We start from the raw sequence: 22,520 nt of genomic DNA, 5'->3' as shown, positions 1-22,520 counted from the left end.
TAATTCAAGAGAAAAAAACCGACCTCAAGTTTGAGGTCGGTTTTCTTTTTCGTTATGCACTATTAGTAAGCGTTGTTTTAATTCGTCTTCCATCCTAGCTATTTCTTTTTCAGCAGCTTTTCGTTTCACTCGACCGTCAGCTTGAATGCGGAGAGTTTCTTCGATTGTTTGTAATAGATTTTCTTGTGTTTGTTTCAATGTTTCAATTTCTACGATGCCACGCTCATTTTCTTTCGCAGTTTCTATACTATTCATTTTTAACATTTCAGAGTTTTTCAGAAGTAAATCATTAGTTGTTTTCGTTACTTGTTTTTGAGCTTCTACCGCTTTTAACTGACGATTTAACGTTAAAGCAATTGCAATCTGGTTCTTCCAGAGTGGGATTGATGTCATTATGGAAGATTGGATTTTTTCGGCTAAAGTTTGGTTTGTTTGTTGAATCATTCGAATCTGTGGGGCACTTTGAATGGTAATTTGTCTCGATAATTGCAAATCATATAATCTCTTCTCAAGACGATCTAAGAATTGCGCCATATCATTCACTTCTTGATAAGCCATTTGGTCAGAAGATGCCTCGGCTTTTTGACGAAGAGCTGGAATTATTTCATTCACGATTTCATCGCGTTTAATCTCCGCTGCGGCAATATAAATATTGAGTGCTTGGAAATAAGCTTTGTTTTGATCATATAATTTGTCTAGCATATGCACATCTTCGATTAAGCCGCGTTTTGAATGTTCTAATTGAATGCCAATACGGTCAATTTGAGTACTCAATTTTTGGTATTTAGTCATAAGCTCTTGAACTGAGCGAGATACTTTTCCAAACAACCGTTTTATTCCAGACTTCTTTTTGGTCGTTAATTCTTCTGGATTAAGTTGAGTTAACTTATCCATCAAATCTTTTAAAATGTCACCGACTGGACCTATATCTTGTTTTTGCACATGATCTAGCATTTGATGAGAAAAACGTGACAATTCCGTTTGTGCATTTGCACCATAAGTTAGAACTGCTTCGTAATTACCTGCTGGAATTTGAGAAGCGAGAACCTTTGCTTTTTGTTGTTCTTCATCTGAAAGTCTTTCTAAAAAGGAAACACGTTGTTCTTCTTGATTTGACACTTCTTTTTGTAATGTCGGCTGTAGTTCAAAGGGGGAGTCCAAAAGATCGTCCATAGTTTTTAGAGGCTTAGAAGCCGTTTGATTTTCCGTCATGCGATAAATCTCCTTTCAACATTAAAGGTTTTTCATGTTTTGCGATTGATATCTTTGCAAAGTCTAGCTCCATTTTTAAATGTTCAATATCTGAAGCTAATACTTGATGTAAATCGTTTTCCATTACTTGATTTAATTCAAGTAAAGTTTCTCTCGTATCTTGAAGAGCAATTTGAACTGCAGGTGCTTTAACAGGTTGAGAAACAAGTAAAGTATACTTTTCTGTAAGTTCTACAGCGGTTTCTAAATGAGCATAAAAAAATGGTTCAACGTGATAGAATTTCTTGGGGTTTGTCCGAACAATTTGGAAAATCCGCTTTGCTAGTCGATTCATTTCAAATAATTGTTTAAAAGCTCGTATCGATCTAACTTTAATAAAATATCCGTTTAGTTTATTTAATTTAAGCTTGGCTTCCTTCAGTTGTTGCTGAACATGTTTATATTCAGGCAATGTCATATTGTATTTCTTTATAATAAGCCTCGATTGAACACTTTTAATAACATTCACTGACAGTGCATAAACACCAGCTGAAATTAAACCAGCTATGAAAAAGTTTAAATTAGCACCTAGTTGGAGAGAAATCCAAGAGGTAATGAATAGTGGGAAGCTTATAAGATGTCGTATTATAAAATAAGCAACATGTAGCATGTTGAATACCTCCTTGTTTAGTCCTATGTATACTTACGTATGAAGACATAAAAGGTTTCGTTTTGACAGTATTCCTTCAGACAATATCAGTTTCCATTGTACGATATCCTTTTAAATCATCAAAGAAAGTCACGGAATATGATGTGATAGATGCTAAAGGTGAAACTCCTTTTTGAATGTACGCTACGAATAAGTCCAATTGTTCTTCTTCACCTTCGAGTTCCATTACGATTTCATTTTGTTCGTATCCTCGACAATATCCTCTTAAATGAAGTTCATTCGCTTTTTGTTTTGCTAGAAAACGAAATCCTACACCTTGTACATCTCCGTGCATAATAAAATGAGCACGTTTTTTCATATGGTAACCTCCTGAGTAACAATCACTTTTTATATTTGTCGTGGTTGTCCTGTTACTCCTTAACTTATCTCAATTTTCTAATATTATCAATGTTATTGTTTTTTAAAACCATGTTAGAACAATATGATGTTGAATAAAGGAAAGTTAATCATTTAAGGTCGTTAGATGGGGGATTGGTAGGGAGTAGATTGATTGTTATAGAATTTTGGTTAGGTAAGTCTAAATTCTAGACGTCACATCTCAATTTGCTACAATAAAGAATAGATATTACATGGAACAGAGGGTGTACATATGAATGAAATCATATACATGAAAGCAGGATATGAACCATGGTGGTTGTTTTCAGGATGGGAAGAATACATCGTTGAGAAAAAAACATTTTCTACTGATGATGAAGCTCGAAAATACTTGGAGACAATACTAGAAGAATTCAGAAACAGTTACCCTCATGAACGGTCGGAAAAAGGACCATTTTGGGCTTTTTGGACGGAAGATGAACAGGAGTTTTGTGAAGCATGTGATGATGATTTACAAACATATCACGGAGTTTTATGGTTCAAAGATGGATCTCCAACAACTGATTTCAAAATAGCTGAATAATTAGTTTTTTTGTTTAAGTTCCATTGACTTTACTATTGGAAATGATATACTATTTGTAACAATTGATATGACTTTACCGGGAACGAGTATTCACATATGTTCTATAGTGACGGCGTTGGCTGGTTGCTATTGCATATGTGTTTTTTTCCTGCAAAGTTCAATTGTCACTTTATTTTTGGAGGTAATCACATGAAACAAGGTACAGTAAAATGGTTTAATTCAGAAAAAGGCTTTGGTTTTATCGAAATTGATGGAGAAAATGATGTATTCGTTCATTTCTCAGCTATTCAAGGTGAAGGATTTAAAACGCTTGATGAAGGTCAAAAGGTTGAGTTTGAAGTTGTAGATGGAAACCGTGGACCACAAGCAGCTAATGTAACTAAAATCTAACTTACACATATGAAGAGGCATCCAAAATGGATGCCTCTCTTTTTTATTCGATTGATGCAATTGTAGAGGTGACAGAGAACTTTAGATCCTCTTCATCCATAATATATTCACGTTTGATCTCTCCAAAGTTTTCAACGATATATCGATTTTGAATACTTCCTGTTTCATCAATCTTCTGTATCTGTATAACTTCTTCAAATTTTTGAAGTGGTGTTTCTAACGTGAGATTAACTTTGATAATCTTCCAACCATCAAACTCTCTGTCTTTTTCTAATGGAAGCTGAAGGAAAGTTGAAATTGCAGGCATTGCATCTAATTCATCATCTGTTGGATTAAATTCTCCGTAAAATTCACCCTGTTCATTAATTAATTCAATCGCTTTATCAGTAATTCGATAAGTTCTTAAGAGAATCGTTCCTCCATTGTCTTCAAAGATCGAAACGGTATGATTATTATGCCATTGTGTACGCGCGGTATATGTGGCATATTCATTTCCTTCACCAAGATACTTGGCTACAGATTTATCCTTCATGAAAAAGTTTGAGAGGTCAATTGGCATGTCTTCACTATTGGTATCTGGTTGTTCTTTTTCATTGTTATTTTCTTCAGAATTAACTTCGACTTCATTATTATTTTCATTTGTATTATTTTCTTTATCATTCGAAGTTTCATTTGAATCTGAACCTTCATTACTATTTTTTTCAGTTTGGAAACCACATGCAGAAAGAAAAAGGAGGAGGCAGAGTATCGATAAAATTTTTATTCCTTTCATTTTTAACCCTCCATTTTAGTCATATTTTAATATTAGACGTAAATGAATCTTTAAATGTTTCAACTTTCATTTTATTTGGTATAGTAATTTGATAAGAAGGAGGATATTACATGACTGAATATGAATTAAAACAAGAACTACCATCACCAGAGAAGCAACAAGATTTTTATGAAAAACTTCGCAGTAAAATGAAAGCATTTTTAGATTCAAAAGGTGGGAGTGCTAGTAAGTTCGCACCTTACTTATTATTTGCTCCTGACTTATTTCATTTATTAACTAAATCAATGATGGATAATCGTATTGATGGAAAAAGCAAGGCATTGATTGGTAGTGGTATTTTATATTTCATTACACCAATCGATATTATGCCTGAGGGTTTAATAGGACCTGGCGGATTTATGGATGATATTATTGTGGCCACATTTGTAGTCAATATGTTGTTAAACAAATTCTCTCCATCTATTTTGGAAGAACATTGGGTAGGGGATCAAAAGCTTTTACAATCACTTCAAAAAATTTCCGAAACAAGCAATGGGTTATTAGGAAAGTTACCAGCTAGGTCTTTACTTGGAAGATTCTTAAAAACGAGTAAATAAAAAAGTGCGGAGGGGAGACCCTTCCGCACTTTTATTATGAGTTAAGATTTAATTCCTTGCGATTCTTTCCATTCCAAGAATTCATCGAAAGTTAATTGCTTATCTAAGATTGAACCGTCTGGAAGAATCTCAATTACACGATTTGCAATTGTTTGAATGAACTGATGGTCATGAGATGTGAAAATCATGGCACCTTTAAATGAAATTAAGCCATTATTTAGAGCTTGAATCGATTCTAAATCTAAATGGTTAGTTGGTTCATCAAGTAACAATACATTTGCATTAGCAAGCATCATTTTTGATAGCATACAACGCACTTTTTCTCCTCCAGAAAGGACTGCAGGTTTTTTCTTCACTTCTTCACCTGAGAACAACATACGTCCTAGGAACCCACGTAGGAAAGTTTCACTCTCATCATCAGGTGAATATTGACGTAACCAATCTACTAATGAATTTTCGTTTCCAGTAAAGTATTCACTGTAATCGATTGGGAAGTATGTGCGCGTAGTTGTAACACCCCAGCGAATTGAACCTTCTTTTGGTTCAACTTCTTCTGATAACACACGAAGTAAAGCAGACTTAGCAATTGGATCACCGATTAAGATGATTTTATCGTCCTTATTTACTGAGAAGTGTAGGTCTTTGAATAAAGTTTTACCTTCATGATCCATTGAAATACCTTGTGCGGAAAGAACATCATTACCGATATCTCTTCCAATTTGGAAGTTCACATAAGGATATTTTCTTGAAGAAGGTCGAATATCATCTAATTCAATTTTGTCTAACATTTTCTTACGTGAAGTCGCTTGTTTCGATTTAGATGCGTTTGCACTGAAACGAGCAATAAAGGCTTGTAATTCTTTAATTTTTTCTTCTTTTTTACTGTTTTGATCTTGAGACATTTTCAATGCTAATTGACTTGATTCATACCAGAAATCATAGTTCCCAACGTATACTTGAATTTTACCGAAATCTAAATCGGCAATATGAGTACACACTTTGTTTAAAAAGTGACGGTCATGGGATACAACAATGACCGTGTTATCAAAGTTGATTAAAAACTCTTCTAACCATTGAATTGCTTTCAAATCAAGGTGATTGGTAGGCTCATCTAGTAAAAGAACGTCAGGCTTACCAAAAAGAGCTTGAGCAAGTAAGACTTTAACTTTCTCAGATCCCGTAATATCGGCCATCTTCTTACTATGAAGGTCGTCTCCAATTCCTAAACCTTGAAGTAGGATAGCAGCTTCAGACTCAGCTTCCCAACCATTTAAGTCAGCGAATTCTCCTTCAAGTTCTGCAGCGCGCATACCATCTTCATCAGAAAAATCTTCTTTCATGTAAATGGCATTCTTTTCGTTCATAACTTCGTATAAACGTTTATGTCCCATCATCACGGTTTCAAGTACAGGATACTCTTCATATTCGAAGTGATTTTGTTTTAAAACAGCAAGACGTTCATTTGGATTCATGATGACATTGCCTTCTTGAGCTTCAATATCACCTGATAAAATTTTAATGAATGTTGATTTCCCTGCACCATTTGCACCAATTAATCCATAACAGTTTCCTGGATTGAATTTTATATTGACGTCTTCGAAAAGCTTGCGATCTCCGAAACGTAAACTTACATTACTAACAGCAATCATGTTAGAACCTCCTCATTTTTCACAATACTTCTATTGTATCATAAAACTACACAACTTTGCTCGAAAAGAAGAAGTGTCATATATATTTGTAATACAATGACTTACTACATTTGGCGGAATAACCACTGAAATCTTAAGTGAAAATACATTTTCAGACAGTTTCAATATTAATAGTTATAAATTTCGGAAATTTCAGTTCGGAAGTAGTAGCTAATAATTTGAAAAAGTTATATACTTATGGCACATAAAGGGATTTGGGGAGTGGGTAATATGGAGCAAGATTTTTCTCAATCTTTTCAAGAGATTACGTTAAACGGACCAATTATCTTCATGCATTGGTTTTTATCAGATGAAAAGCAAACAGTTGATCATATAACACCAAATGTACATCGTCTTTTTGGCTATTTACCTAATGAACTTACATCGGGAGAAATTCCTCTTTTGTCGATTATTTTTTGAAGAGGATCGAGAATTATTTATTGAAACGATGCGAAAAAGAATCGCTGCTAAAGATCCGTTCTGGAATTCTACCTACAGAATTTATGGAAAAACAGGACAAATACATTTTATAAAAACCTATACATATATCAAATTTAATGGACTTACAAAAGAAGCATCTATTTTCTCCTATATTTTCGATCAGACAGATCTAAAACAGGAAATAGAAATGCATATGGCTTTAGAACATCGATGGTCCACTGCTATTGATAGTGCGCAAGAAGGTGTTTGGGATTGGAATGCGAAAGAAAATACCGTGTTCTATTCTAAACATTGGAAGGGCATGCTTGGCTATGAGGAACATGAATTGAAAAATGAAGTGCATGAATGGCGAAGCCGAATACATCCCGAAGACGTTGCTAAAGTAGATCGAATTATCGAGAAGCATCTTAGTAATGAATCGGACTATTACAGAGGTGAGCATAGACTTTTACATAAAGATGGTACGTATCGCTGGATTTTAGATAGAGGGCGTGCCGTCGAACGGGATGACACGGGTAGAGCAATTAGATTAATTGGTACACACGTGGATATAACAGAAAGCAAACGAACGGAAATGTTACTGAAATCTCGTAATGCAGAACTCGAACAACTCCTTGAAAAAATAAAAGAATTATCCATTACCGACCCACTAACTACTCTTTATAACCGTAGGAAAATGGTTGAAGAAATTGAACAAGCTCAAATATGCTACGAACAAGTTAAAAAACCTTTTACGTTGGCGATACTCGACCTAGATTATTTTAAGCAAATAAATGATCAGTATGGGCATGTCTTTGGAGATGAAGCACTTAAATTATTTGCATCTTTATTAAAAGAAAATGTACGGGCTGAAGATGTAATCGCCAGATGGGGTGGGGAAGAGTTTATTGTTTTGTTCCCTCAGACCACTTCACAAGAAGCAATAAATATATTAGATCGAATTCAAGGACTTTGCCAGACCGATTTATTATTCTTCAACGAAGAAAAAGTCATGCTATCTTTTTCAGCAGGTGTCTGTGAATATGATGAATCATGTGATTTAGATGAATTAATAAAAAATGCGGACCAAGCACTTTATGATGCAAAAGCTAAAGGGCGAAATCAAATCATTTTGTACAAGATAGGACTTCTAGGATAGAATCTGGAAGTTCTTTTTTTTGAAGCCATTTATTAATTATTGAGATGTCTGATTGATTTTTTTTATTAAGATAAGCCGGTAAACTATCTAATTCTAAATTTAATAAAAGTTCCATTTTGACATAATCTTCGCGAGAAGGGCCTTCATTACTTAAAATTCCTTTGGTTGTGAATATGTAATAATAAGAACCAATTGAACGAAAAATGAAAACTGTATCTGGAAATACATCGTATATGGCCTTTATTTGATATTTTTTGGTATAGCTCCAATGAATTAAGTTCATACTTTCACTTCCTTTACCACACTATATAATAACGAACATAAAATACGAACGCAAGTTCTGATGTGTAAAAGTGAACACACATAACTCGTCAGACGTCTGATATAATTTACCTTAGTAATCAGTTGGTTTAAAAAAGGAGCTCAACGATGTCGACGAAAAAAACAATAACCATGCTATTTGCCGCCATATTTCTAATTGCATTAAATTTAAGGCCAGCTGTGACTTCAATTGGTCCATTATTAGATACGATCCGAAATGATCTTCATTTAACAAATAGTGAAGTAAGTCTTTTAACTGCCATTCCAGTCATTTGTATGGGGTTATTTGCACCACTTGCTGTTCATTGGTTAAATAAATTTGGACAACGCAAAGGAATTTCAATTTTAATCATCATTATTGGCGGTATGACACTTCTTAGGACTTGGTTCTATGATTATATTTCCTTATTGATAACCGCATTTATTATAGGTATCGCGATTGCCATAATCGGACCTATTATCTCTTCACTGATAAAGGAAAAGTTCCCTACACGAATGGCATCTGCAATTGGAATTTACTCGCTTGGTATGGGGGCAGGAGCAACTTTAAGTGCCGGGCTTACAGGCGTCATTTATGTGATAGTTGGTGAACGGTGGGAAATCGCCTTATCTATTTGGTCTACTTTAGCCTTACTTGCTTATGTCGTTTGGATTCTTTCAATTAAAGATGCCAAAGCTGTTAAAGAACCTGTGGAAATGGATGAATCAGCGGTATTTAGATCTCCGTGGTCAAATACACGTGCTTGGCTCATTTTATTATTCTTCGGTTTTCAAGCATCCTTGTTCTTCTCGTTAACTACTTGGCTTGGATCTGCAGCGGGAGAACTTGGTTTTAATGTGATTGAAGCTGGTACGGTCATTAGTGTATTAACAATCGCACAAATTGCTGGTAATATCGTCATTCCGTTGTTGCTTGAAAAATTTCCAAACCGTTCTTTTTGGATTTATTTCTCATTAACGCTTGGTACTGTTGGTTTGGTCTTATTGCTAACGAATAGCACATTGCTCATTTGGCCAGCTTCCGTATTTCTAGGACTAACATTGGGTGGTTTATTTCCATTAGCTCTTTTATTACCCCTGGACGAAACAACAGATGCAAGAGAAGCGAATGCTTGGACTGCAATGGTTCAAACGGGTGGTTTTATAATGGGAGGAATCACGCCTTTAGCAATGGGTATTTTGTATGATATCACTGGTACCCATCAAATGACTTACTATGTTCTATTGATGTTACTAGTTGGTATGTTTGTCGTGACTATCTTTTTAAACAAAAAAAATAACCCAGCGTAGGCAAGGTTATTCATTCGTTACTTTTTCCAGTGATTTTCAATAAATGTATCTCTTCCGGATATTGCGCGGTCCTCCGCGTAATGATTCGGATTTTTTTTGTAATAATCTTGATGGTAATCTTCTGCAACATAGAAAGTTTTAGCAGGAAGGATCTTAGTTAAAATTGGTTTTGAAAAGCGTCCACTGTCTGCTAATTTTTGTTTAGACAATTCAGCCTGATCTTTTTGTTCATTTGTATGATAAAAAATTGCTGTTTGGTAAGATTCACCACGGTCGTGGAATTGGCCACCATCATCCGTTGGATCAATTTGCTGCCAATAAATTTCTAATAGTTGTTCATATGTAAACGTGCTTGGGTCAAACTGAATTTGTACCACCTCTAGATGACCGGAATCGCCTTTTTTCACATCTTCATACGTTGGATTTTCAATATGTCCGCCCATATATCCAGATAAGACAGACTCAATGCCGTCCCATTGATCAAATGGTTTAACCATACACCAAAAACAGCCACCTGCAAATGTTGCTTTTTCCATAACAAAAAACTCCTCTCGTTTCCTACATAAGCGCTATTGTAGCACTTGCGAGAACTCGTCACAACAACTATGATTGAGTAAGTTTTAATCGCAACTTTTCGATAGAAGTTTTCGTTCTATTGATTGAATAAAGAAAGGGGGATGTATTGTGGAAGACATGCATCCAAAAAGTAGAATTGAACGCAAAAAAAGAAAGTTTCGATTCGGTCGATTTTTCTTATCGATATTGACATTAATCATTGTTGGCACTCTCCTATACTCGATCGTTCAGTATAAAGCAGGGCAAAAGTTAGCAGCAAGTCAATCACAAGATCCAATCGAATTTAATGGAGATTCACTGGATGTAAAAAATCCTACTATCGAAAATATTTTAGTTCTTGGATCAGATACTCGAGGCGAAGAGAAATCAAGAACTGATACAATGATGCTTGTCTCTTGGAATAAAGAAACAGATGAAGTAAAAGTGATTTCATTTATGCGTGATATTTATGCAGACATACCCGGCTATAAATCAACTAAATTAAACACTGCCTATTTTTTAGGAGGCGTCCAATTAGTTAAAGATACAGTAACGAGTATGTTTGGCATTCCGATACATCACTATGCACTCATAGATTTTGAAAGCTTTGAAACCCTAGTTGATATCGTTGCTCCAAATGGAGTAGAAATTGATGTAGAAAAAGATATGTCAGAAAAAATTGGTGTTACCTTAAAAAAAGGAATTCACAAACTTAACGGGAAAGAACTTCTTGGATACGCAAGATTCCGTGCAGACAAAGAAGGGGATTTTGGACGTGTAGCTAGACAGCAAAAAGTAATGGAAGCCTTAAAAGAAGAAGTATTTAAACCAGTGAATGTCGTTCATTATCCGAAATTCGCAGGGGCCCTTCAAGGGTATGTTCAAACAGACTACTCGAGCGCTGAAGAAGTGAAGAGAGTATTAAGTCTAGCTGCAAGTGGCGGAGTGGAAATTGAAAAGCTAACCATACCTGTAGAACATAGTTATCAATTTTCTTCCTATGAAGGTGTTGGATCAGTAATTGAAATTGATGTGGAGCAAAACAAAAAAGCACTTAGTGAATTTATTGGTTATTCTTTAAGATGATTAATTGATAGTTTGTAGAAAATTCATATAAAATGATAAGTAAGCTTGTGAGAGTTAATTAGAAAGTGAGGGTTATTAAATGCAACCAGAAAGATCATCATTTTTCTCTACCAAATTCATTCAATTTCTAGGAGGGAAAAATACACTTTTCACTTTACTCATGATATTAATGGTTGGCTTAATCATTTGGATTTTTGATATCATTTCGTTTATTTTTTATCCCATTCAAGTGCTTCTAGCTAATGTTGTGTTGCCTGTTATTTTAGCCACTATTGCTTATTATCTATTGCGACCTGTATTGCAGGGACTTATTAAATTAAAAGTACCGAAAATTTGGGGGATTATTTTTATTCTCCTTGCCTTAATTGGTCTAATTACTTTATTAATCGTTGGTGTCTTTCCGTTTTTAAGAGATCAGACTTCAACTTTAATTCAAGAATTTCCAGAGTATTTCCGGAAATTAGTGATTAAAATAGATGCATTTCTTAGAACATCTATATTCTCAAGTTATTACGTCAATTTTGATATGGATGAAATTATTAATCAAATACCTCAAGATATTGGAAATACCATCTCGGAAACTCTTGGTGGGGTAGCGAACGGAATTGGGAAAGTAATTTCAACACTTACAGGATTAGTTTTAGCTATTGTAACGGTTCCATTTATCTTATTTTATTTATTGAAAGACGGGGAAAAGCTACCTCAATACATTTTAAAATTACTTCCACCGAGAATGCGTGAAGATGCTGCTCAAGTTATGAAGGAAGCAGACAAACAGATAAGCGCCTATATTCAGGGGCAAATTTTAGTCGCGATTTGTATTGGATTAATGATCTCCATAGGATTCCTAATAATCGGTATGGAATATGCGTTACTGCTTGGTGTTCTTGCCATGATTACAAGTGTGGTTCCTTATTTAGGACCGATTATAGCCATTACGCCAGCTGCCATCATAGCTGTTGTCACTTCTCCTTTCATGTTGGTGAAATTAGCATTCGTGTGGACGGTGGTTCAGTTAGTCGAAGGAAAGTTTATATCTCCACAAATTATGGGTAAATCATTACATATACATCCAATCACAATCATTTTTGTTTTATTAACCGCAGGCTCATTATTTGGGGTACCTGGTGTGATTTTAGGTATACCCGGTTATGCTTTATTAAAAGTGTTAGTGACTCATATGTATAAACTTTTCAAGCGTCGATATAATCGACATGAAACAAACTTACAGCTTCACTACGAACAAACCGAAACGATTGAATAATTAATTGATTTTTTGTATGTGACTGTTTAAAGAAATCAGGAGGAATTTACATGTTGAAAAAGTTTTTATCAACAATTGGAATTGGATCAATGAAAGTGGATACGATTGTTGATCAACCAGATTTAGCACATGGTGAGTCTCTATCAGGAAAGATTTATATTGATGGGGGACAAAGCGAACAAATGATAGATTTTATTAAACTAGAAGTAATTAAACGTTCTGAAGGGCATAGAGAAGACAGTGACTTTGATGTTACGAATGATGTTGTAGCAAAATACATGATTGAAACGATTGGCTCCGTTAAATCGAAGGAAACAAGAATGGTTCCTTTTGAAATAATGCCGGACGAGCGCTGGGAATATGATAAAGACCAAGCTAAGCTATTTTTGAGAACATCCGTCCACATTACGGGTGCTGTGGATGTTCAAGATGAAGATGAGATAAGATACAACTAAATAGAGCAATCCAATACACTCATTCCATAACTTGTTGGAATGGCTGTATTTTATTGCTGTAATTGCATTATACAAATACTTTTTATATCGGATATTTGTATAATGCAAATAAAAGATAAAATAAAAGTTGTGAAATACAAGTGTTGGGTAAATTGATTTTTGACCCGTTGTATTAGAAGGTCTATACTGATTCTCATGGGCGTTACCGGTGAAAAATGTTGTAATTAGAAAGAGGTGTGGAAATGGTTAAACGTTTAATTGTGACAGGATATAAACCTCATGAGCTCGGAATTTTTGATGATAAACATCCAGGTGTTGTCATCATTAAAAAAGCACTGGAATCTCAATTGGTTGCACAAATTGATGAGGGACTCGAGTGGGTGATTATTAGCGGACAATTAGGAGTTGAAACGTGGGCTGCTGAAGTTGTATTAGAATTGAAAAAAACCTATAACCAGTTGAAGTATGCTGTTATCACACCTTTTTTGGAGCAAGAAAAAAACTGGAATGATTTAAAAAAAGAGAAATATAGAATGATTTGTACGAATGCCGACTTTCAAATTAGTGTCTCGAAAAAACAATACGAGGGCGGTTGGCAATTCATTGAAAAAAATAAGTTCATCATTCGAAATACGGATGGTATTTTACTCGTATATGATGAAGAAAATGAAGGCTCACCAAAATTCATTAAAGAAGAAGCGTTGCGCTACAGTCAACGAAATGACTATCAGCTTTTTAACATAACTGCAGATGATCTGCAGTTAGCAGCAGAAGAAGATCAAATCAATTATTGGTCTGAATAAAAAAACAGTTCAATCAATTTAACTAACTTGATTGAACCGATGAATCTCTTGATATCGATTTAGCAACGTATCTAACTCTTGACTAATTGACACAACTAACGGATGTGTTAATCCATGATCTTTTGCTTTATTATACATATCCTTCTGCTTCTTTTGAATCTGATTTTTCAAATTGACTTTCTTCTCAATAGCTAATGAATTCATCAAGTTACTCCTCCAATTATTAAAATTTTAATAACTAATTGTTTATTTAGTAATGCGTTTCATGTAATGTCTAATAATGGATGTCTATAGTATCTTTTTCACCAATTTAAGATGTTTAAACCTCTATTTAAAAATATTTTTAGATTTTTCACGAACGTATTTAAATTCGTTCTAATTATAGGAGAAAACATGAGAAAAAATAGAATTATATTGCTTGCAGTTTATGTATTATTCTTTTTTAGTTCCGTTCAGCTGTTTCATATACAACAATCAAATCCTGTTTTTGAAGATCGAGGTAGATTAGTGTCCGTTAAAATGAAGACGCTAACTTCTGGAAAAGATGAAAAGGATCTTATTAAGATAGTAGATTCTGCAAAGCGTCAGAATGAAACAATTTCTATAGCGGGTATTCAACATAGCCAGGGTGGCCAAACATTATATCCTGATGGCGTATTACTTAATATGAAGTCTTACAATAAAATTTTAGAATTAGATGAGGCTAGAAAATTGATTACCGTTCAAAGTGGCGCGACATGGGATGATATTCAACGCTTTATTAACCCAAAAGGATTAGCGTTGAAAGTTAGTCAGTCTCAAAACATTTTTACTGTGGGTGGATCATTAAGTGTGAATGTTCACGGACGCGATATACGACATCAAGGATTAATTGAAACGGTTGATTCATTCCGACTATTAACTGCTGAAGGCAAAATTATCAATGTTAGTCGAGCGGAAAATGAAGAACTATTTGAATTGGTTATTGGGGGATATGGATTATTTGGCGTTATTTTAGATATTACCTTGCAATTAACGGATGATGAATTATATCAAATCGAAACTCATTCTTTAGCTTTTGATGAATATAGCGAATATTTTCAAAGAGAAGTCATTCAAAATGAAGTGGTTAAGATGCATCTTGCTCGTATATCCGTTGCACCAGAAACGTTTCTAGAGGATATGTACGTAACCAATTATTTACTTTCCGATAATCAAGAATTAATCCCGGAACATATGAATCTAAAGCGAGATTCAATTATTGCCATTCCTAAACTCTTTCTTGGTCTTTCACGTCAAAGTGATTTGGGGAAGGATTTGTTTTGGGAAACTCAGGAGACTTATAACAAGCGGTTAAATGGAGCGCATATTACAAGAAATAACGTTATGAGGTCAGATTCAACCTTTATGGATTATGACCATGCGAGGAAAACAGAGATATTACAAGAATACTTTGTACCTGTAGATAATTATGAATCGTACATTAAAGACTTAAAAGCTATGTTACTTAAGCAACCGGATTTTAATTTATTGAATATTACCGTCCGTTATGTTGAAAAAAATGAAAAAGCCGTAATGTCTTATGCTAAGCAGGACATGTTCGCCTTGGTGTTGTTAATTAACCAAGACATGGATCAAGATAGTATGAAAATGAATCAAGAAGTTATAAGAAAAATGATTGATATCACCTTAGATCATGAGGGAAGTTACTATCTCCCTTATTATCATTATGCTTCGAAGGATCAGTTAAGAAAAGCATATCCTCGAGCAGAAGAGTTTTTTGAGTTGAAAGACAAATATGACCCAGAACATCTATTCATGAATCTTTTCTATGAGGAGTACCATTAATGAATACTCATAATTTTATTATTTATCAAAGTACGGTTGGAATTGCTGCGAGCATAATTTTCCCTTTTTATATTTTATTCTTAAAAAACGTGGGGAGTAGTTATTCTCAATTTGGGTGGGCATATGGATTATTTGCATTAACCGCTGCCTTGAGTTATCCATTCATAGGAAAGATGGCAGACAAATTAGGTGATCATCTACTTTTAGCAATCTATTCATGGGGGATGGCTGTAATCCTATTAGTATTTCCACTAGCTTATGAAATTTGGCATGTGTATGTATTACAAATCGTAATGGGGCTTCTTGGAGCTATTCAAAAAAATTCAGAAAAAGCGTTCCTTGCTAGAGCTGTAAATAAAGAAACGGCTGGCGTTGAAATTGGAAGATATCATGTATGGACGTCAATTGGTGCCGCAATTGCAGTCATTGCAACAGGATATTTAGTTGACTTTTTAACGATTGGAAGTTTATTTTATATCGCGTCCATTGCTTTTGCGTGGAGCGGCTTTTATGTTATGAAATTTAGAAATGAAAATAAATAAACTTTATTTTACAAATCATCACCTACCACCTCAATGTCAACGTAACCAATTCATTTGGAAACTTGATTGAGGCAACGGAAATTATAGACTAGTTTAGAGCAGCCTTAATCGATTAAGGTTGCTTTTTTTGATGCAAATTTTTTGGTGCTATAGATATTGAAGATAAAAGCAATTCATTTGGAATTTTCAGAAATTATGATTGACATCTTATGTCGTCACTATTAATCTAAATATAAGCATTACAGTTTAATAGATAAACGTAATTAAACTGTTATATATAATTCGCTACATATTACAACTAGGAAAATCTTTTAACAAGTACCGGTTAAACCATTATCTAAAGATGTTGTTTAATTTATTCTTCACTTGTTTAATGTAACAACGTCTGATGATGAGGGTACTAATTCGTTATGTTGAACATCTTGCTAGCATACCTTAAAAGGGGAGGGTTTATAGTGACATACATGAGCGTTGAAACTGAAGAGGCAAAGCTGGAAAAATTTATGGAGCGTATTGAGTCAGGAGATAAAATAGAAGCAGATGATTGGATGCCAGACGAGTATAGAATGACATTGATTAAATTAATTTCAATGCATGGTATGAGTGAAATTATGGGGGCTTTACCTGAAAAAGAGTGGGTACCTCGTGCTCCATCTCTATATCGTAAATTAGGAATTATGGCTAAAGTTCAAGATGAAATGGGTCATGGTCAGTTATTGCTTCGAGTTACTGAAGATTTGTTGATGCCATATAACAAAAATCGTGGGGATTTAATGCAAGATTTATTCAACGGCGATTTAAAATTCCATAATGTTTTTCATATGGAAACAAAAACGTGGGCAGACGCCGGAATTATCGGATGGCTTGTGGATGGTGCAGCGATTATTACCCAGACGGATATGCTTAAAGCATCGTATGGACCATATTCACGTGCTTTACAACGAATTTGTGCTGAAGAAGTGTTTCACGCCCAACATGGGGAATCAATAATCTTAGCATTAGCCGAAGGAACAGAGAATCAAAAAGCAATGGTTCAAGAAGCGTTAAATCGTTGGTGGGAAGCATTGCTCATGTTCTTTGGTCCTGCAAGTAAGGAAACCACTGGTTCTTCTAAACAAGATTTAACGATTAAATATAAAATTCGAACAAAGACGAACGAAGAGTTTCGTCAAATCTTCTTTGATAAATATATTCCGAGAATCCTTTCTCTTGGGTTGACGATTCCTGATCCAACCTTACATTACGACAAAGAAAGTAATATGTGGTCATATCAGCAACCGGATTGGAATGAGTTTAAGAAAATCATTAAAAACCAAGGTCCTCGTTCGGAAGCGCGTCTTAATCTAAGACGTCATTCCTATGAATATAATTCATGGGTTAGAGATGCCCTTAGTGCCACAATTAGTTAAAGGAAGGAGTCAGAAATGATGGGTGAAGAAAAATTTTACCAAGAGTATGAAATTTTCAGCAAGCGTACACCAAGTTCCGCGTTCCAACACCAGTTCAGTCTACTGGCTCCTAATGAAGATATGGCCTTCATTATGGCGCAAGAAAACTTTATGCGGAGGGAGCCAGTTGCTGATATATGGATTGTGAACCGCAAACATATTAAAAAAATGAATGATGAAGAAAAAATGACATTAAATCGATTAGAGAATAAGGATTATCGTACGACTAAAGGTTATGGCTACTTAAAGAAGAAATGGCGTCAATATGAACAAGAAATGCTAGATGAGAAAGAAATATTGTCGTGGGGAGGTGTACGTAAATGACAAACGCGGAGTCTGCAATGAGTCCGGAATTCAAAGATGCTCTTGAAAGTTTATTGTTTCAATTAGCGGATGACGACTTCATGTATGCTTACCGGGGTTCTGAATGGTTAGGACTTGCTCCACATATTGAGGCTGATATAGCTTTTTCATCAATCAGTCAAGATACGATGGGGCATGCAGCTATGTACTATCAGCTATTAGAAGATTTAGGAGCAGGAAACGCAGATCATCTCGCTCATTTTCGTCCATCTGAAGAACGTAAAAACAGTATTTTGTTAGAAAGAGTGAATGGTGAAGGCTATTATATGGAAACGCCTCATTATGACTGGGCATATGCTGTCGTGCGAAGCGTATTTTACACGTATGCAAAAAAAGTGAAACTTGATTCCCTATGTGAAAGCGCTTACTCGCCTTTAGCTGATATGGCGGTGAAAGTTAGAATGGAACTTTATTATCACAAAATGCATTGGGACATATGGTTTAAACAATTATTGAATTCCACAGATGTCGCTAAAAAGAAAATGAATGACGCAATTCAACTCGTATTAGCGGACTTTGGAGACGTTTTTTCCTTTGGAAGTCATAAGCAATCCATCGAAAAAAATGGTCTTATTGCCAGTGAAGAAGAGCTGAAGGACAAATGGAGTAAACTCATAGCACCTCTTTTTCAAAGTGTACAAATGACTACTCCAATTATTCCTGAACCATCTGACAAAAATGGCAGAAATGGAAAACATACAAGTGATCTAGAAAAGGGTCTTGCAACACTTTCTGAAGTTAACAAAGTAGATTCTGCTGCGGTCTGGTGAATGAAATGGGGAAGGAGGAATTCATCATGAATGCTTATGCTAGCCTAACGGTGGAACGTGTATTTGAAGTGTTGATGAATGTGAAAGATCCAGAAATCGATTCTATTAGTATTGTTGACCTCGGTATGGTCGGTGATGTTGTTACAGAAGAAAATGATGTAAAAGTTACTTTGCTCCCTACATTTTTAGGTTGTCCTGCACTTGAAATTATTAAAGAGAATACTGTAAAAGCGATAAAAAAACTGCCGGAAGTTGAAAATGTGAAAGTAGAATTCATATTTAATCCTCCATGGACGTCCGATCGTATTACAGAAAAGGGACATATAGGATTAAGAGCATTTGGAATTTCTCCCCCTCCGCGTCATTTTGAAGAGGATGGCACCTGGCATGTAGATTGTGCTTATTGTGGATCTACTTATGTAACGATGGAGAATATTTTTGGACCTACTGCTTGTAGAAGCATTTTGTATTGTAAGAGTTGTAAAAATGTATTTGAAGCAATGAAACCGATATCGACACTAATGTAAAAGTGAGGAGAAAAACAAATGGCTAAATTAATCGCGCTATATAAGCACCCAGAAAACAAAGAGGAGTTCGACAATCATTACTTTAATGTTCACGGACCTTTGACAGAAAAAATTCCAGGTCTTCGCGAAATGAAAGTAACGAAATTTACAGGTTCACCAATGGGTGGAGAAGCAAAATACTACCTAATGTGTGAAATGATTTATGATGACATGGAAGCTTTAAACAATGGAATGAGATCAGCAGAAGGTAAAGCTTCTGGTAAAGATTTAATGAGTTTCGCATCAAATTTAGTGACATTAATGATTGGTGAAGATGCATAATGTCAGACTTTGAATTCATCGAAACTACCTTAATGGGAAGTACAGCTCTAATCGAACTTAATCGCCCACGTCAGTTGAATTCTTTGAATACAAAAATGATACGTGAAATCTTGCTGGCGATGGAAGATTTTGATCGTAATGATGCAGTTCGTGTAATTGTTCTAACTGGTAAGGGTCGAGCTTTTTCTGCAGGTGCAGATATTGATGAAATGACAGATGCCAATCCAATTTCTCTTGAATTACTCAATCAATTTACGGATTGGGATCGAATAGCCCAAGTGAAAAAGCCAATTATTGGTGCAGTTAAAGGCTTTGTCTTTGGTGGTGGATTTGAGTTAGCTCTTTGTTGCGATTTACTTATTTCTTCAACCGAAACAGAATTTGCTTTTCCTGAAGTAGGACTTGGCGTCATGCCTGGAGCAGGTGGTACACAACGGTTAACGAAACTAGTTGGACGTACAAAAGCTTTACAGTGGCTTTGGTCAGGGGAACGAATTTCAGCAGAAGTTGCACTTGCACATGGGATTATCAATCGAATGGTTGCACCAGAATTATTAATGGAAGAAACAATGAAATTTGCTGAACGACTTTCTAAACAACCGCCATTGTCTGTTCGTCTCATAAAAGACTCTGTGAATAAAGCGGTAGATTCTTCGTTATATGAAGGTATGCAGTATGAACGTAAAAACTTCTATTTATTGTTTGCGACACAAGATCAAAAAGAGGGCATGAACGCCTTTATCGAAAAACGCAAACCAGATTATCGTGGCTATTAAGGAGAGTGTTCTATGTTTGAAACGATTCGATATGTCGTTAAAGACAACATTGCATGGCTTTATTTAAATAGACCTGACAAATTAAATGCTTTCGTGGCGAAGATGAATCATGAAGTGAAAGAAGCGATTAAGTCTGCCAGTTTTGACGAACAAGTTCGCTGTATTGTTATTACTGGAGAAGGACGAGCTTTTTGTTCAGGACAAGATTTGTCTGAAGTAGACGAACAGATGGACCATGGGCAAGTATTAAGAGATCATTATGGTCCTATGCTCAAGCAAATTATTAAATGCGAAAAACCAATAGTTGCAGCAGTTAATGGAGTAGCGGCAGGAGCAGGATTCAGTTTAGCGCTTGCGTGTGATTTTAGAATTGTTTCTGAACGTGCTAGTTTTTTAAATGCATTTATACATGTTGGTCTCATACCGGATTCGGGCAACCTTTTATATTTAACACAACTTGTTGGACATTCAAAAGCACTCGAGCTTTCGGTTTTTGGTGAAAAAGTACCAGCTGCCGCTGCAGTTGAAATGGGTTTAGCAAACCTACTTATATCTGAAGAAACATGGCCAGATGACGTTACAGCTTATGCAACTAGACTAGCTGAACTGCCAACCATAGCTATTGGCTTAATAAAGAAATCATTAAAAGCAGTGTCGAACCTTTCGTTTGAAGACTATTTGGAATTAGAAGCCCAAGGTCAAAGAGTTGCGGGTCTTACAACCGATCATCGTGAAGGAATACAAGCATTTATGGAAAAAAGAAAACCTGTATTTTCAGGAAAATAGGGGGAGTAAATTTTATGACAACCATTCGTGAAAATGAAATTGAACAAGAATCGATGAAACGTGAATTTTATCATATGATAATAAACGGTGAAAAAGTTAAAAGTAGCACTGGTGAAGTATTAAAGACATATAACCCTGCAAATGGTGAACTAATTGCTGAAGTTGCTAAAGCATCGAAGGAAGATGCAGAAAAAGCAATCGAAGCTGCCCGTAATGCATTTGATAAAGGAAAGTGGAAACTGTTCCCGGTAGGAAAACGTGCTCAGGTTTTGAATAAAATCGCTGCTATTATGCGTAGTCGATTTAATGAATTAGTAGAATTAGAGATTCTTGATACAGGCAAATCTCTACATGCAGCTCAAGGTCAAGTGACGCAAGCCATTGAAGATTTTGAATTTTATGCAGGTGCTATTGTCGGTCATCGTGGAACAGTAAATAACGTTCCGGGTCAATTCCATAACTATACCGAAAAAGAGCCAGTAGGCGTTTGTGCACAAATCATTCCTTGGAATTATCCACTTATGATGGCTGCTTGGAAAATTGCACCCGCAATTGCTGTAGGATGTACTGTTATTGTTAAACCCGCTTCACTTACTCCTTTAACAGCAATTATTTTAGGAGAAATTTGCCTTGAAGCTGGAGTACCTGCTGGTGTGGTTAATGTCCTACCAGGATCAGGATCGGATGTTGGAAACTTCTTAGTAGAACACCCACAAGTCGATAAAGTAGCTTTCACTGGTTCTACACCGATCGGTAAAGATATTATGGGGAAAGCTTCTCAGACATTAAAACGAGTGACTTTAGAGCTTGGTGGGAAGTCTCCGAGTATTGTATTCGAAGATGCGGACATTGACGCTGCAGTAGATGGCTCGTTATTCGGTATTTTTTACAATTCAGGTCAATCCTGTGAGGCACGATCTCGTTTATATGTTCATGAAGATATTTACGAAGAATTTATGAACAAGTTTGTTGAGAAAACGAAAAAATTACAACTCGGAAATCCTTTTGATAAAACCACTCATATGGGTGCAATTATTGATCAAGGGCAACTCGATACAATAGAAGGTTATGTACAATCTGCAAAAGAAGATGGTGCTGACATTCTTGCTGGAGGTATGGTGGCTAAACCTGAAGGATATGAAAATGGCTTCTGGTATGAGCCAACGATTATCTCAAATGTTACTCAAGATATGAAGGTTGTTCGAGACGAAATCTTTGGACCAGTTGTCGTTGTATCTAAATTTAAAGATGAAAAAGAAGCAATTCGATTAGCGAACGACACTGATTTCGGATTAGGTTCAGCTGTTTGGTCAAAAGATGGTGCTCGAGCAACTCGTGTAGCAAATCAAATTCAAGCAGGAATCGTTATGGTTAACTGCCCATTCTCTGCTTTCCCTGGAACACCATTTGGAGGGTATAAGCAATCAGGTTTTGGTCGTGAGCTTTGTATCGAAACCTTAGACCTTTATACGGAAACGAAGAGTATTTTATCTTATTACGGAAGTCGTCCGTTGAATCCATTCGGTCTTTAAAAATGAAGTG

At 35.5% G+C, this 22,520-nt stretch carries 28 protein-coding genes; 20 read left to right on the top strand and 8 right to left on the bottom strand.

Features of this window, described 5'->3' with window-relative positions; translation table 11 throughout:
• Positions 1-24 precede the first annotated feature (24 nt).
• The 3 genes from AC3EA5_RS05900 to AC3EA5_RS05890 all read right to left on the bottom strand — a co-directional run bounded on the left by AC3EA5_RS05900 (position 25) and on the right by AC3EA5_RS05890 (position 2,219).
• On the bottom strand, positions 25-1,212 hold the full coding sequence (locus tag AC3EA5_RS05900; protein ID WP_488607471.1) for a toxic anion resistance protein: 1,188 nt from the start codon (positions 1,210-1,212) through the stop codon (positions 25-27).
• The gene (locus AC3EA5_RS05895; RefSeq protein ID WP_394187946.1) at positions 1,187-1,861 is read right to left on the bottom strand and encodes a 5-bromo-4-chloroindolyl phosphate hydrolysis family protein; all 675 of its coding nucleotides are present in this window, start codon (positions 1,859-1,861) and stop codon (positions 1,187-1,189) included. The genes AC3EA5_RS05900 and AC3EA5_RS05895 overlap by 26 nt, the downstream gene beginning before the upstream one ends.
• Before the next feature lie 76 nt (positions 1,862-1,937).
• Positions 1,938-2,219, bottom strand: a complete 282-nt coding sequence (locus tag AC3EA5_RS05890) for an acylphosphatase (protein ID WP_394187948.1) — start codon at positions 2,217-2,219, stop codon at positions 1,938-1,940.
• Between the two features lie 291 nt (positions 2,220-2,510).
• On the opposite strand from AC3EA5_RS05890, the gene AC3EA5_RS05885 reads away from it, so the two are divergent.
• Both AC3EA5_RS05885 and AC3EA5_RS05880 read left to right on the top strand, forming a co-directional pair.
• Complete coding sequence (locus AC3EA5_RS05885) at positions 2,511-2,819, top strand: DUF1033 family protein (protein WP_488607470.1); 309 nt, start codon at positions 2,511-2,513, stop codon at positions 2,817-2,819.
• Between the two features lie 189 nt (positions 2,820-3,008).
• Positions 3,009-3,209, top strand: coding sequence for a cold-shock protein (locus AC3EA5_RS05880; protein ID WP_394187952.1), 201 nt, complete (start codon positions 3,009-3,011; stop codon positions 3,207-3,209).
• Between the two features lie 43 nt (positions 3,210-3,252).
• Here the strand turns inward: AC3EA5_RS05880 and AC3EA5_RS05875 are convergent, their stop codons facing one another.
• Entirely contained in the window at positions 3,253-3,981 is a 729-nt protein-coding gene (locus AC3EA5_RS05875; RefSeq protein WP_488607469.1) for a hypothetical protein, read from the bottom strand.
• Positions 3,982-4,091: 110 nt separating this feature from the next.
• Here AC3EA5_RS05875 and AC3EA5_RS05870 point away from each other — a divergent pair, with 110 nt between their 5' ends.
• Positions 4,092-4,577, top strand: a complete 486-nt coding sequence (locus tag AC3EA5_RS05870) for a YkvA family protein (protein WP_394187956.1) — start codon at positions 4,092-4,094, stop codon at positions 4,575-4,577.
• A 41-nt stretch (positions 4,578-4,618) separates the two neighbouring features.
• Here AC3EA5_RS05870 and AC3EA5_RS05865 read toward each other — a convergent pair whose 3' ends face one another.
• Positions 4,619-6,226 carry an ABC-F family ATP-binding cassette domain-containing protein gene (locus AC3EA5_RS05865; RefSeq protein WP_394187958.1) on the bottom strand — a complete coding sequence of 536 codons (1,608 nt, stop codon included), beginning with the start codon at positions 6,224-6,226 and terminating at the stop codon, positions 4,619-4,621.
• A 270-nt stretch (positions 6,227-6,496) separates the two neighbouring features.
• Here AC3EA5_RS05865 and AC3EA5_RS05860 point away from each other — a divergent pair, with 270 nt between their 5' ends.
• Together AC3EA5_RS05860 and AC3EA5_RS05855 are read left to right on the top strand one after the other, a co-directional pair.
• On the top strand, positions 6,497-6,685 hold the full coding sequence (locus tag AC3EA5_RS05860) for a hypothetical protein (protein WP_488607468.1): 189 nt from the start codon (positions 6,497-6,499) through the stop codon (positions 6,683-6,685).
• The gene (locus AC3EA5_RS05855; protein ID WP_488607467.1) at positions 6,639-7,844 is read left to right on the top strand and encodes a sensor domain-containing diguanylate cyclase; all 1,206 of its coding nucleotides are present in this window, start codon (positions 6,639-6,641) and stop codon (positions 7,842-7,844) included. Before AC3EA5_RS05860 ends, AC3EA5_RS05855 begins: the two co-directional genes overlap by 47 nt.
• On the opposite strand, the gene AC3EA5_RS05850 is transcribed toward AC3EA5_RS05855, so the two are convergent.
• Positions 7,813-8,127 carry a hypothetical protein gene (locus AC3EA5_RS05850; RefSeq protein WP_488607466.1) on the bottom strand — a complete coding sequence of 105 codons (315 nt, stop codon included), beginning with the start codon at positions 8,125-8,127 and terminating at the stop codon, positions 7,813-7,815. The genes AC3EA5_RS05855 and AC3EA5_RS05850 overlap by 32 nt on opposite strands.
• Before the next feature lie 146 nt (positions 8,128-8,273).
• Between AC3EA5_RS05850 and AC3EA5_RS05845 the strand changes: the two genes are divergently transcribed.
• The gene (locus AC3EA5_RS05845; RefSeq protein ID WP_488607465.1) at positions 8,274-9,455 is read left to right on the top strand and encodes an MFS transporter; all 1,182 of its coding nucleotides are present in this window, start codon (positions 8,274-8,276) and stop codon (positions 9,453-9,455) included.
• Between the two features lie 17 nt (positions 9,456-9,472).
• On the opposite strand, the gene msrA is transcribed toward AC3EA5_RS05845, so the two are convergent.
• Positions 9,473-9,991, bottom strand: coding sequence for a peptide-methionine (S)-S-oxide reductase MsrA (msrA, locus tag AC3EA5_RS05840; protein ID WP_488607464.1), 519 nt, complete (start codon positions 9,989-9,991; stop codon positions 9,473-9,475).
• A gap of 148 nt (positions 9,992-10,139) precedes the next feature.
• On the opposite strand from msrA, the gene AC3EA5_RS05835 reads away from it, so the two are divergent.
• The 4 genes from AC3EA5_RS05835 (at position 10,140) to AC3EA5_RS05820 (ending at position 13,618) form a co-directional block, all read left to right on the top strand.
• Positions 10,140-11,096, top strand: coding sequence for an LCP family protein (locus tag AC3EA5_RS05835; protein ID WP_488607463.1), 957 nt, complete (start codon positions 10,140-10,142; stop codon positions 11,094-11,096).
• A gap of 79 nt (positions 11,097-11,175) precedes the next feature.
• Positions 11,176-12,360, top strand: coding sequence for an AI-2E family transporter (locus AC3EA5_RS05830; protein WP_488607462.1), 1,185 nt, complete (start codon positions 11,176-11,178; stop codon positions 12,358-12,360).
• A gap of 50 nt (positions 12,361-12,410) precedes the next feature.
• The gene (locus AC3EA5_RS05825) at positions 12,411-12,815 is read left to right on the top strand and encodes a sporulation protein (protein ID WP_394187972.1); all 405 of its coding nucleotides are present in this window, start codon (positions 12,411-12,413) and stop codon (positions 12,813-12,815) included.
• 242 nt (positions 12,816-13,057) lie between these two features.
• Positions 13,058-13,618, top strand: a complete 561-nt coding sequence (locus AC3EA5_RS05820; protein WP_488607461.1) for an SLOG family protein — start codon at positions 13,058-13,060, stop codon at positions 13,616-13,618.
• 18 nt (positions 13,619-13,636) lie between these two features.
• On the opposite strand, the gene AC3EA5_RS05815 is transcribed toward AC3EA5_RS05820, so the two are convergent.
• Positions 13,637-13,822 carry a Spo0E family sporulation regulatory protein-aspartic acid phosphatase gene (locus AC3EA5_RS05815; protein WP_488607460.1) on the bottom strand — a complete coding sequence of 62 codons (186 nt, stop codon included), beginning with the start codon at positions 13,820-13,822 and terminating at the stop codon, positions 13,637-13,639.
• 189 nt (positions 13,823-14,011) lie between these two features.
• Here AC3EA5_RS05815 and AC3EA5_RS05810 point away from each other — a divergent pair, with 189 nt between their 5' ends.
• From AC3EA5_RS05810 to AC3EA5_RS05765, 10 genes are all read left to right on the top strand, one after another.
• On the top strand, positions 14,012-15,445 hold the full coding sequence (locus AC3EA5_RS05810) for an FAD-binding protein (protein ID WP_488607459.1): 1,434 nt from the start codon (positions 14,012-14,014) through the stop codon (positions 15,443-15,445).
• Positions 15,445-15,987, top strand: a complete 543-nt coding sequence (locus AC3EA5_RS05805; protein ID WP_488607458.1) for an MFS transporter — start codon at positions 15,445-15,447, stop codon at positions 15,985-15,987. Before AC3EA5_RS05810 ends, AC3EA5_RS05805 begins: the two co-directional genes overlap by 1 nt.
• A gap of 464 nt (positions 15,988-16,451) precedes the next feature.
• Positions 16,452-17,396: a 1,2-phenylacetyl-CoA epoxidase subunit PaaA gene (gene paaA, locus AC3EA5_RS05800; RefSeq protein ID WP_488607535.1), complete on the top strand. Its 945-nt coding sequence runs from the start codon at positions 16,452-16,454 to the stop codon at positions 17,394-17,396.
• An 18-nt stretch (positions 17,397-17,414) separates the two neighbouring features.
• A complete protein-coding gene (gene paaB, locus AC3EA5_RS05795) occupies positions 17,415-17,759 on the top strand; it encodes a 1,2-phenylacetyl-CoA epoxidase subunit PaaB (RefSeq protein WP_394187980.1) in 345 nt (114 codons plus the stop codon).
• Positions 17,756-18,568 carry a 1,2-phenylacetyl-CoA epoxidase subunit PaaC gene (gene paaC / locus AC3EA5_RS05790; RefSeq protein WP_488607457.1) on the top strand — a complete coding sequence of 271 codons (813 nt, stop codon included), beginning with the start codon at positions 17,756-17,758 and terminating at the stop codon, positions 18,566-18,568. The genes paaB and paaC overlap by 4 nt, the downstream gene beginning before the upstream one ends.
• Before the next feature lie 26 nt (positions 18,569-18,594).
• A complete protein-coding gene (paaD, locus tag AC3EA5_RS05785) occupies positions 18,595-19,095 on the top strand; it encodes a 1,2-phenylacetyl-CoA epoxidase subunit PaaD (RefSeq protein ID WP_488607456.1) in 501 nt (166 codons plus the stop codon).
• 18 nt (positions 19,096-19,113) lie between these two features.
• Complete coding sequence (locus AC3EA5_RS05780; protein ID WP_394187984.1) at positions 19,114-19,416, top strand: EthD family reductase; 303 nt, start codon at positions 19,114-19,116, stop codon at positions 19,414-19,416.
• Positions 19,416-20,192 (top strand): enoyl-CoA hydratase/isomerase family protein, encoded by a 777-nt coding sequence (locus tag AC3EA5_RS05775; RefSeq protein WP_488607455.1) that lies wholly within the window; start codon positions 19,416-19,418, stop codon positions 20,190-20,192. The genes AC3EA5_RS05780 and AC3EA5_RS05775 overlap by 1 nt, the downstream gene beginning before the upstream one ends.
• A gap of 12 nt (positions 20,193-20,204) precedes the next feature.
• A complete protein-coding gene (locus AC3EA5_RS05770) occupies positions 20,205-20,978 on the top strand; it encodes an enoyl-CoA hydratase-related protein (protein ID WP_488607454.1) in 774 nt (257 codons plus the stop codon).
• Positions 20,979-20,992: 14 nt separating this feature from the next.
• Entirely contained in the window at positions 20,993-22,510 is a 1,518-nt protein-coding gene (locus AC3EA5_RS05765; protein WP_488607453.1) for an aldehyde dehydrogenase family protein, read from the top strand.
• Positions 22,511-22,520 lie beyond the last annotated feature (10 nt).

The organism is Paenisporosarcina sp. (assembly GCF_057785155.1).
This window is presented reverse-complemented; position numbering and strand designations above follow the sequence as displayed.

Coding starts and splice junctions, on each gene's coding strand:
- AC3EA5_RS05900 (WP_488607471.1), bottom strand. CDS start 1,212: ATGACGGAAAATCAAACGGCTTCTAAGCCTCTAAAAACTATGGACGAT.
- AC3EA5_RS05895 (WP_394187946.1), bottom strand. CDS start 1,861: ATGCTACATGTTGCTTATTTTATAATACGACATCTTATAAGCTTCCCA.
- AC3EA5_RS05890 (WP_394187948.1), bottom strand. CDS start 2,219: ATGAAAAAACGTGCTCATTTTATTATGCACGGAGATGTACAAGGTGTA.
- AC3EA5_RS05885 (WP_488607470.1), top strand. CDS start 2,511: ATGAATGAAATCATATACATGAAAGCAGGATATGAACCATGGTGGTTG.
- AC3EA5_RS05880 (WP_394187952.1), top strand. CDS start 3,009: ATGAAACAAGGTACAGTAAAATGGTTTAATTCAGAAAAAGGCTTTGGT.
- AC3EA5_RS05875 (WP_488607469.1), bottom strand. CDS start 3,981: ATGAAAGGAATAAAAATTTTATCGATACTCTGCCTCCTCCTTTTTCTT.
- AC3EA5_RS05870 (WP_394187956.1), top strand. CDS start 4,092: ATGACTGAATATGAATTAAAACAAGAACTACCATCACCAGAGAAGCAA.
- AC3EA5_RS05865 (WP_394187958.1), bottom strand. CDS start 6,226: ATGATTGCTGTTAGTAATGTAAGTTTACGTTTCGGAGATCGCAAGCTT.
- AC3EA5_RS05860 (WP_488607468.1), top strand. CDS start 6,497: ATGGAGCAAGATTTTTCTCAATCTTTTCAAGAGATTACGTTAAACGGA.
- AC3EA5_RS05855 (WP_488607467.1), top strand. CDS start 6,639: ATGAACTTACATCGGGAGAAATTCCTCTTTTGTCGATTATTTTTTGAA.
- AC3EA5_RS05850 (WP_488607466.1), bottom strand. CDS start 8,127: ATGAACTTAATTCATTGGAGCTATACCAAAAAATATCAAATAAAGGCC.
- AC3EA5_RS05845 (WP_488607465.1), top strand. CDS start 8,274: ATGTCGACGAAAAAAACAATAACCATGCTATTTGCCGCCATATTTCTA.
- msrA (WP_488607464.1), bottom strand. CDS start 9,991: ATGGAAAAAGCAACATTTGCAGGTGGCTGTTTTTGGTGTATGGTTAAA.
- AC3EA5_RS05830 (WP_488607462.1), top strand. CDS start 11,176: ATGCAACCAGAAAGATCATCATTTTTCTCTACCAAATTCATTCAATTT.
- AC3EA5_RS05825 (WP_394187972.1), top strand. CDS start 12,411: ATGTTGAAAAAGTTTTTATCAACAATTGGAATTGGATCAATGAAAGTG.
- AC3EA5_RS05820 (WP_488607461.1), top strand. CDS start 13,058: ATGGTTAAACGTTTAATTGTGACAGGATATAAACCTCATGAGCTCGGA.
- AC3EA5_RS05815 (WP_488607460.1), bottom strand. CDS start 13,822: ATGAATTCATTAGCTATTGAGAAGAAAGTCAATTTGAAAAATCAGATT.
- AC3EA5_RS05810 (WP_488607459.1), top strand. CDS start 14,012: ATGAGAAAAAATAGAATTATATTGCTTGCAGTTTATGTATTATTCTTT.
- AC3EA5_RS05805 (WP_488607458.1), top strand. CDS start 15,445: ATGAATACTCATAATTTTATTATTTATCAAAGTACGGTTGGAATTGCT.
- paaA (WP_488607535.1), top strand. CDS start 16,452: ATGAGCGTTGAAACTGAAGAGGCAAAGCTGGAAAAATTTATGGAGCGT.
- paaB (WP_394187980.1), top strand. CDS start 17,415: ATGGGTGAAGAAAAATTTTACCAAGAGTATGAAATTTTCAGCAAGCGT.
- paaC (WP_488607457.1), top strand. CDS start 17,756: ATGACAAACGCGGAGTCTGCAATGAGTCCGGAATTCAAAGATGCTCTT.
- paaD (WP_488607456.1), top strand. CDS start 18,595: ATGAATGCTTATGCTAGCCTAACGGTGGAACGTGTATTTGAAGTGTTG.
- AC3EA5_RS05780 (WP_394187984.1), top strand. CDS start 19,114: ATGGCTAAATTAATCGCGCTATATAAGCACCCAGAAAACAAAGAGGAG.
- AC3EA5_RS05775 (WP_488607455.1), top strand. CDS start 19,416: ATGTCAGACTTTGAATTCATCGAAACTACCTTAATGGGAAGTACAGCT.
- AC3EA5_RS05770 (WP_488607454.1), top strand. CDS start 20,205: ATGTTTGAAACGATTCGATATGTCGTTAAAGACAACATTGCATGGCTT.
- AC3EA5_RS05765 (WP_488607453.1), top strand. CDS start 20,993: ATGACAACCATTCGTGAAAATGAAATTGAACAAGAATCGATGAAACGT.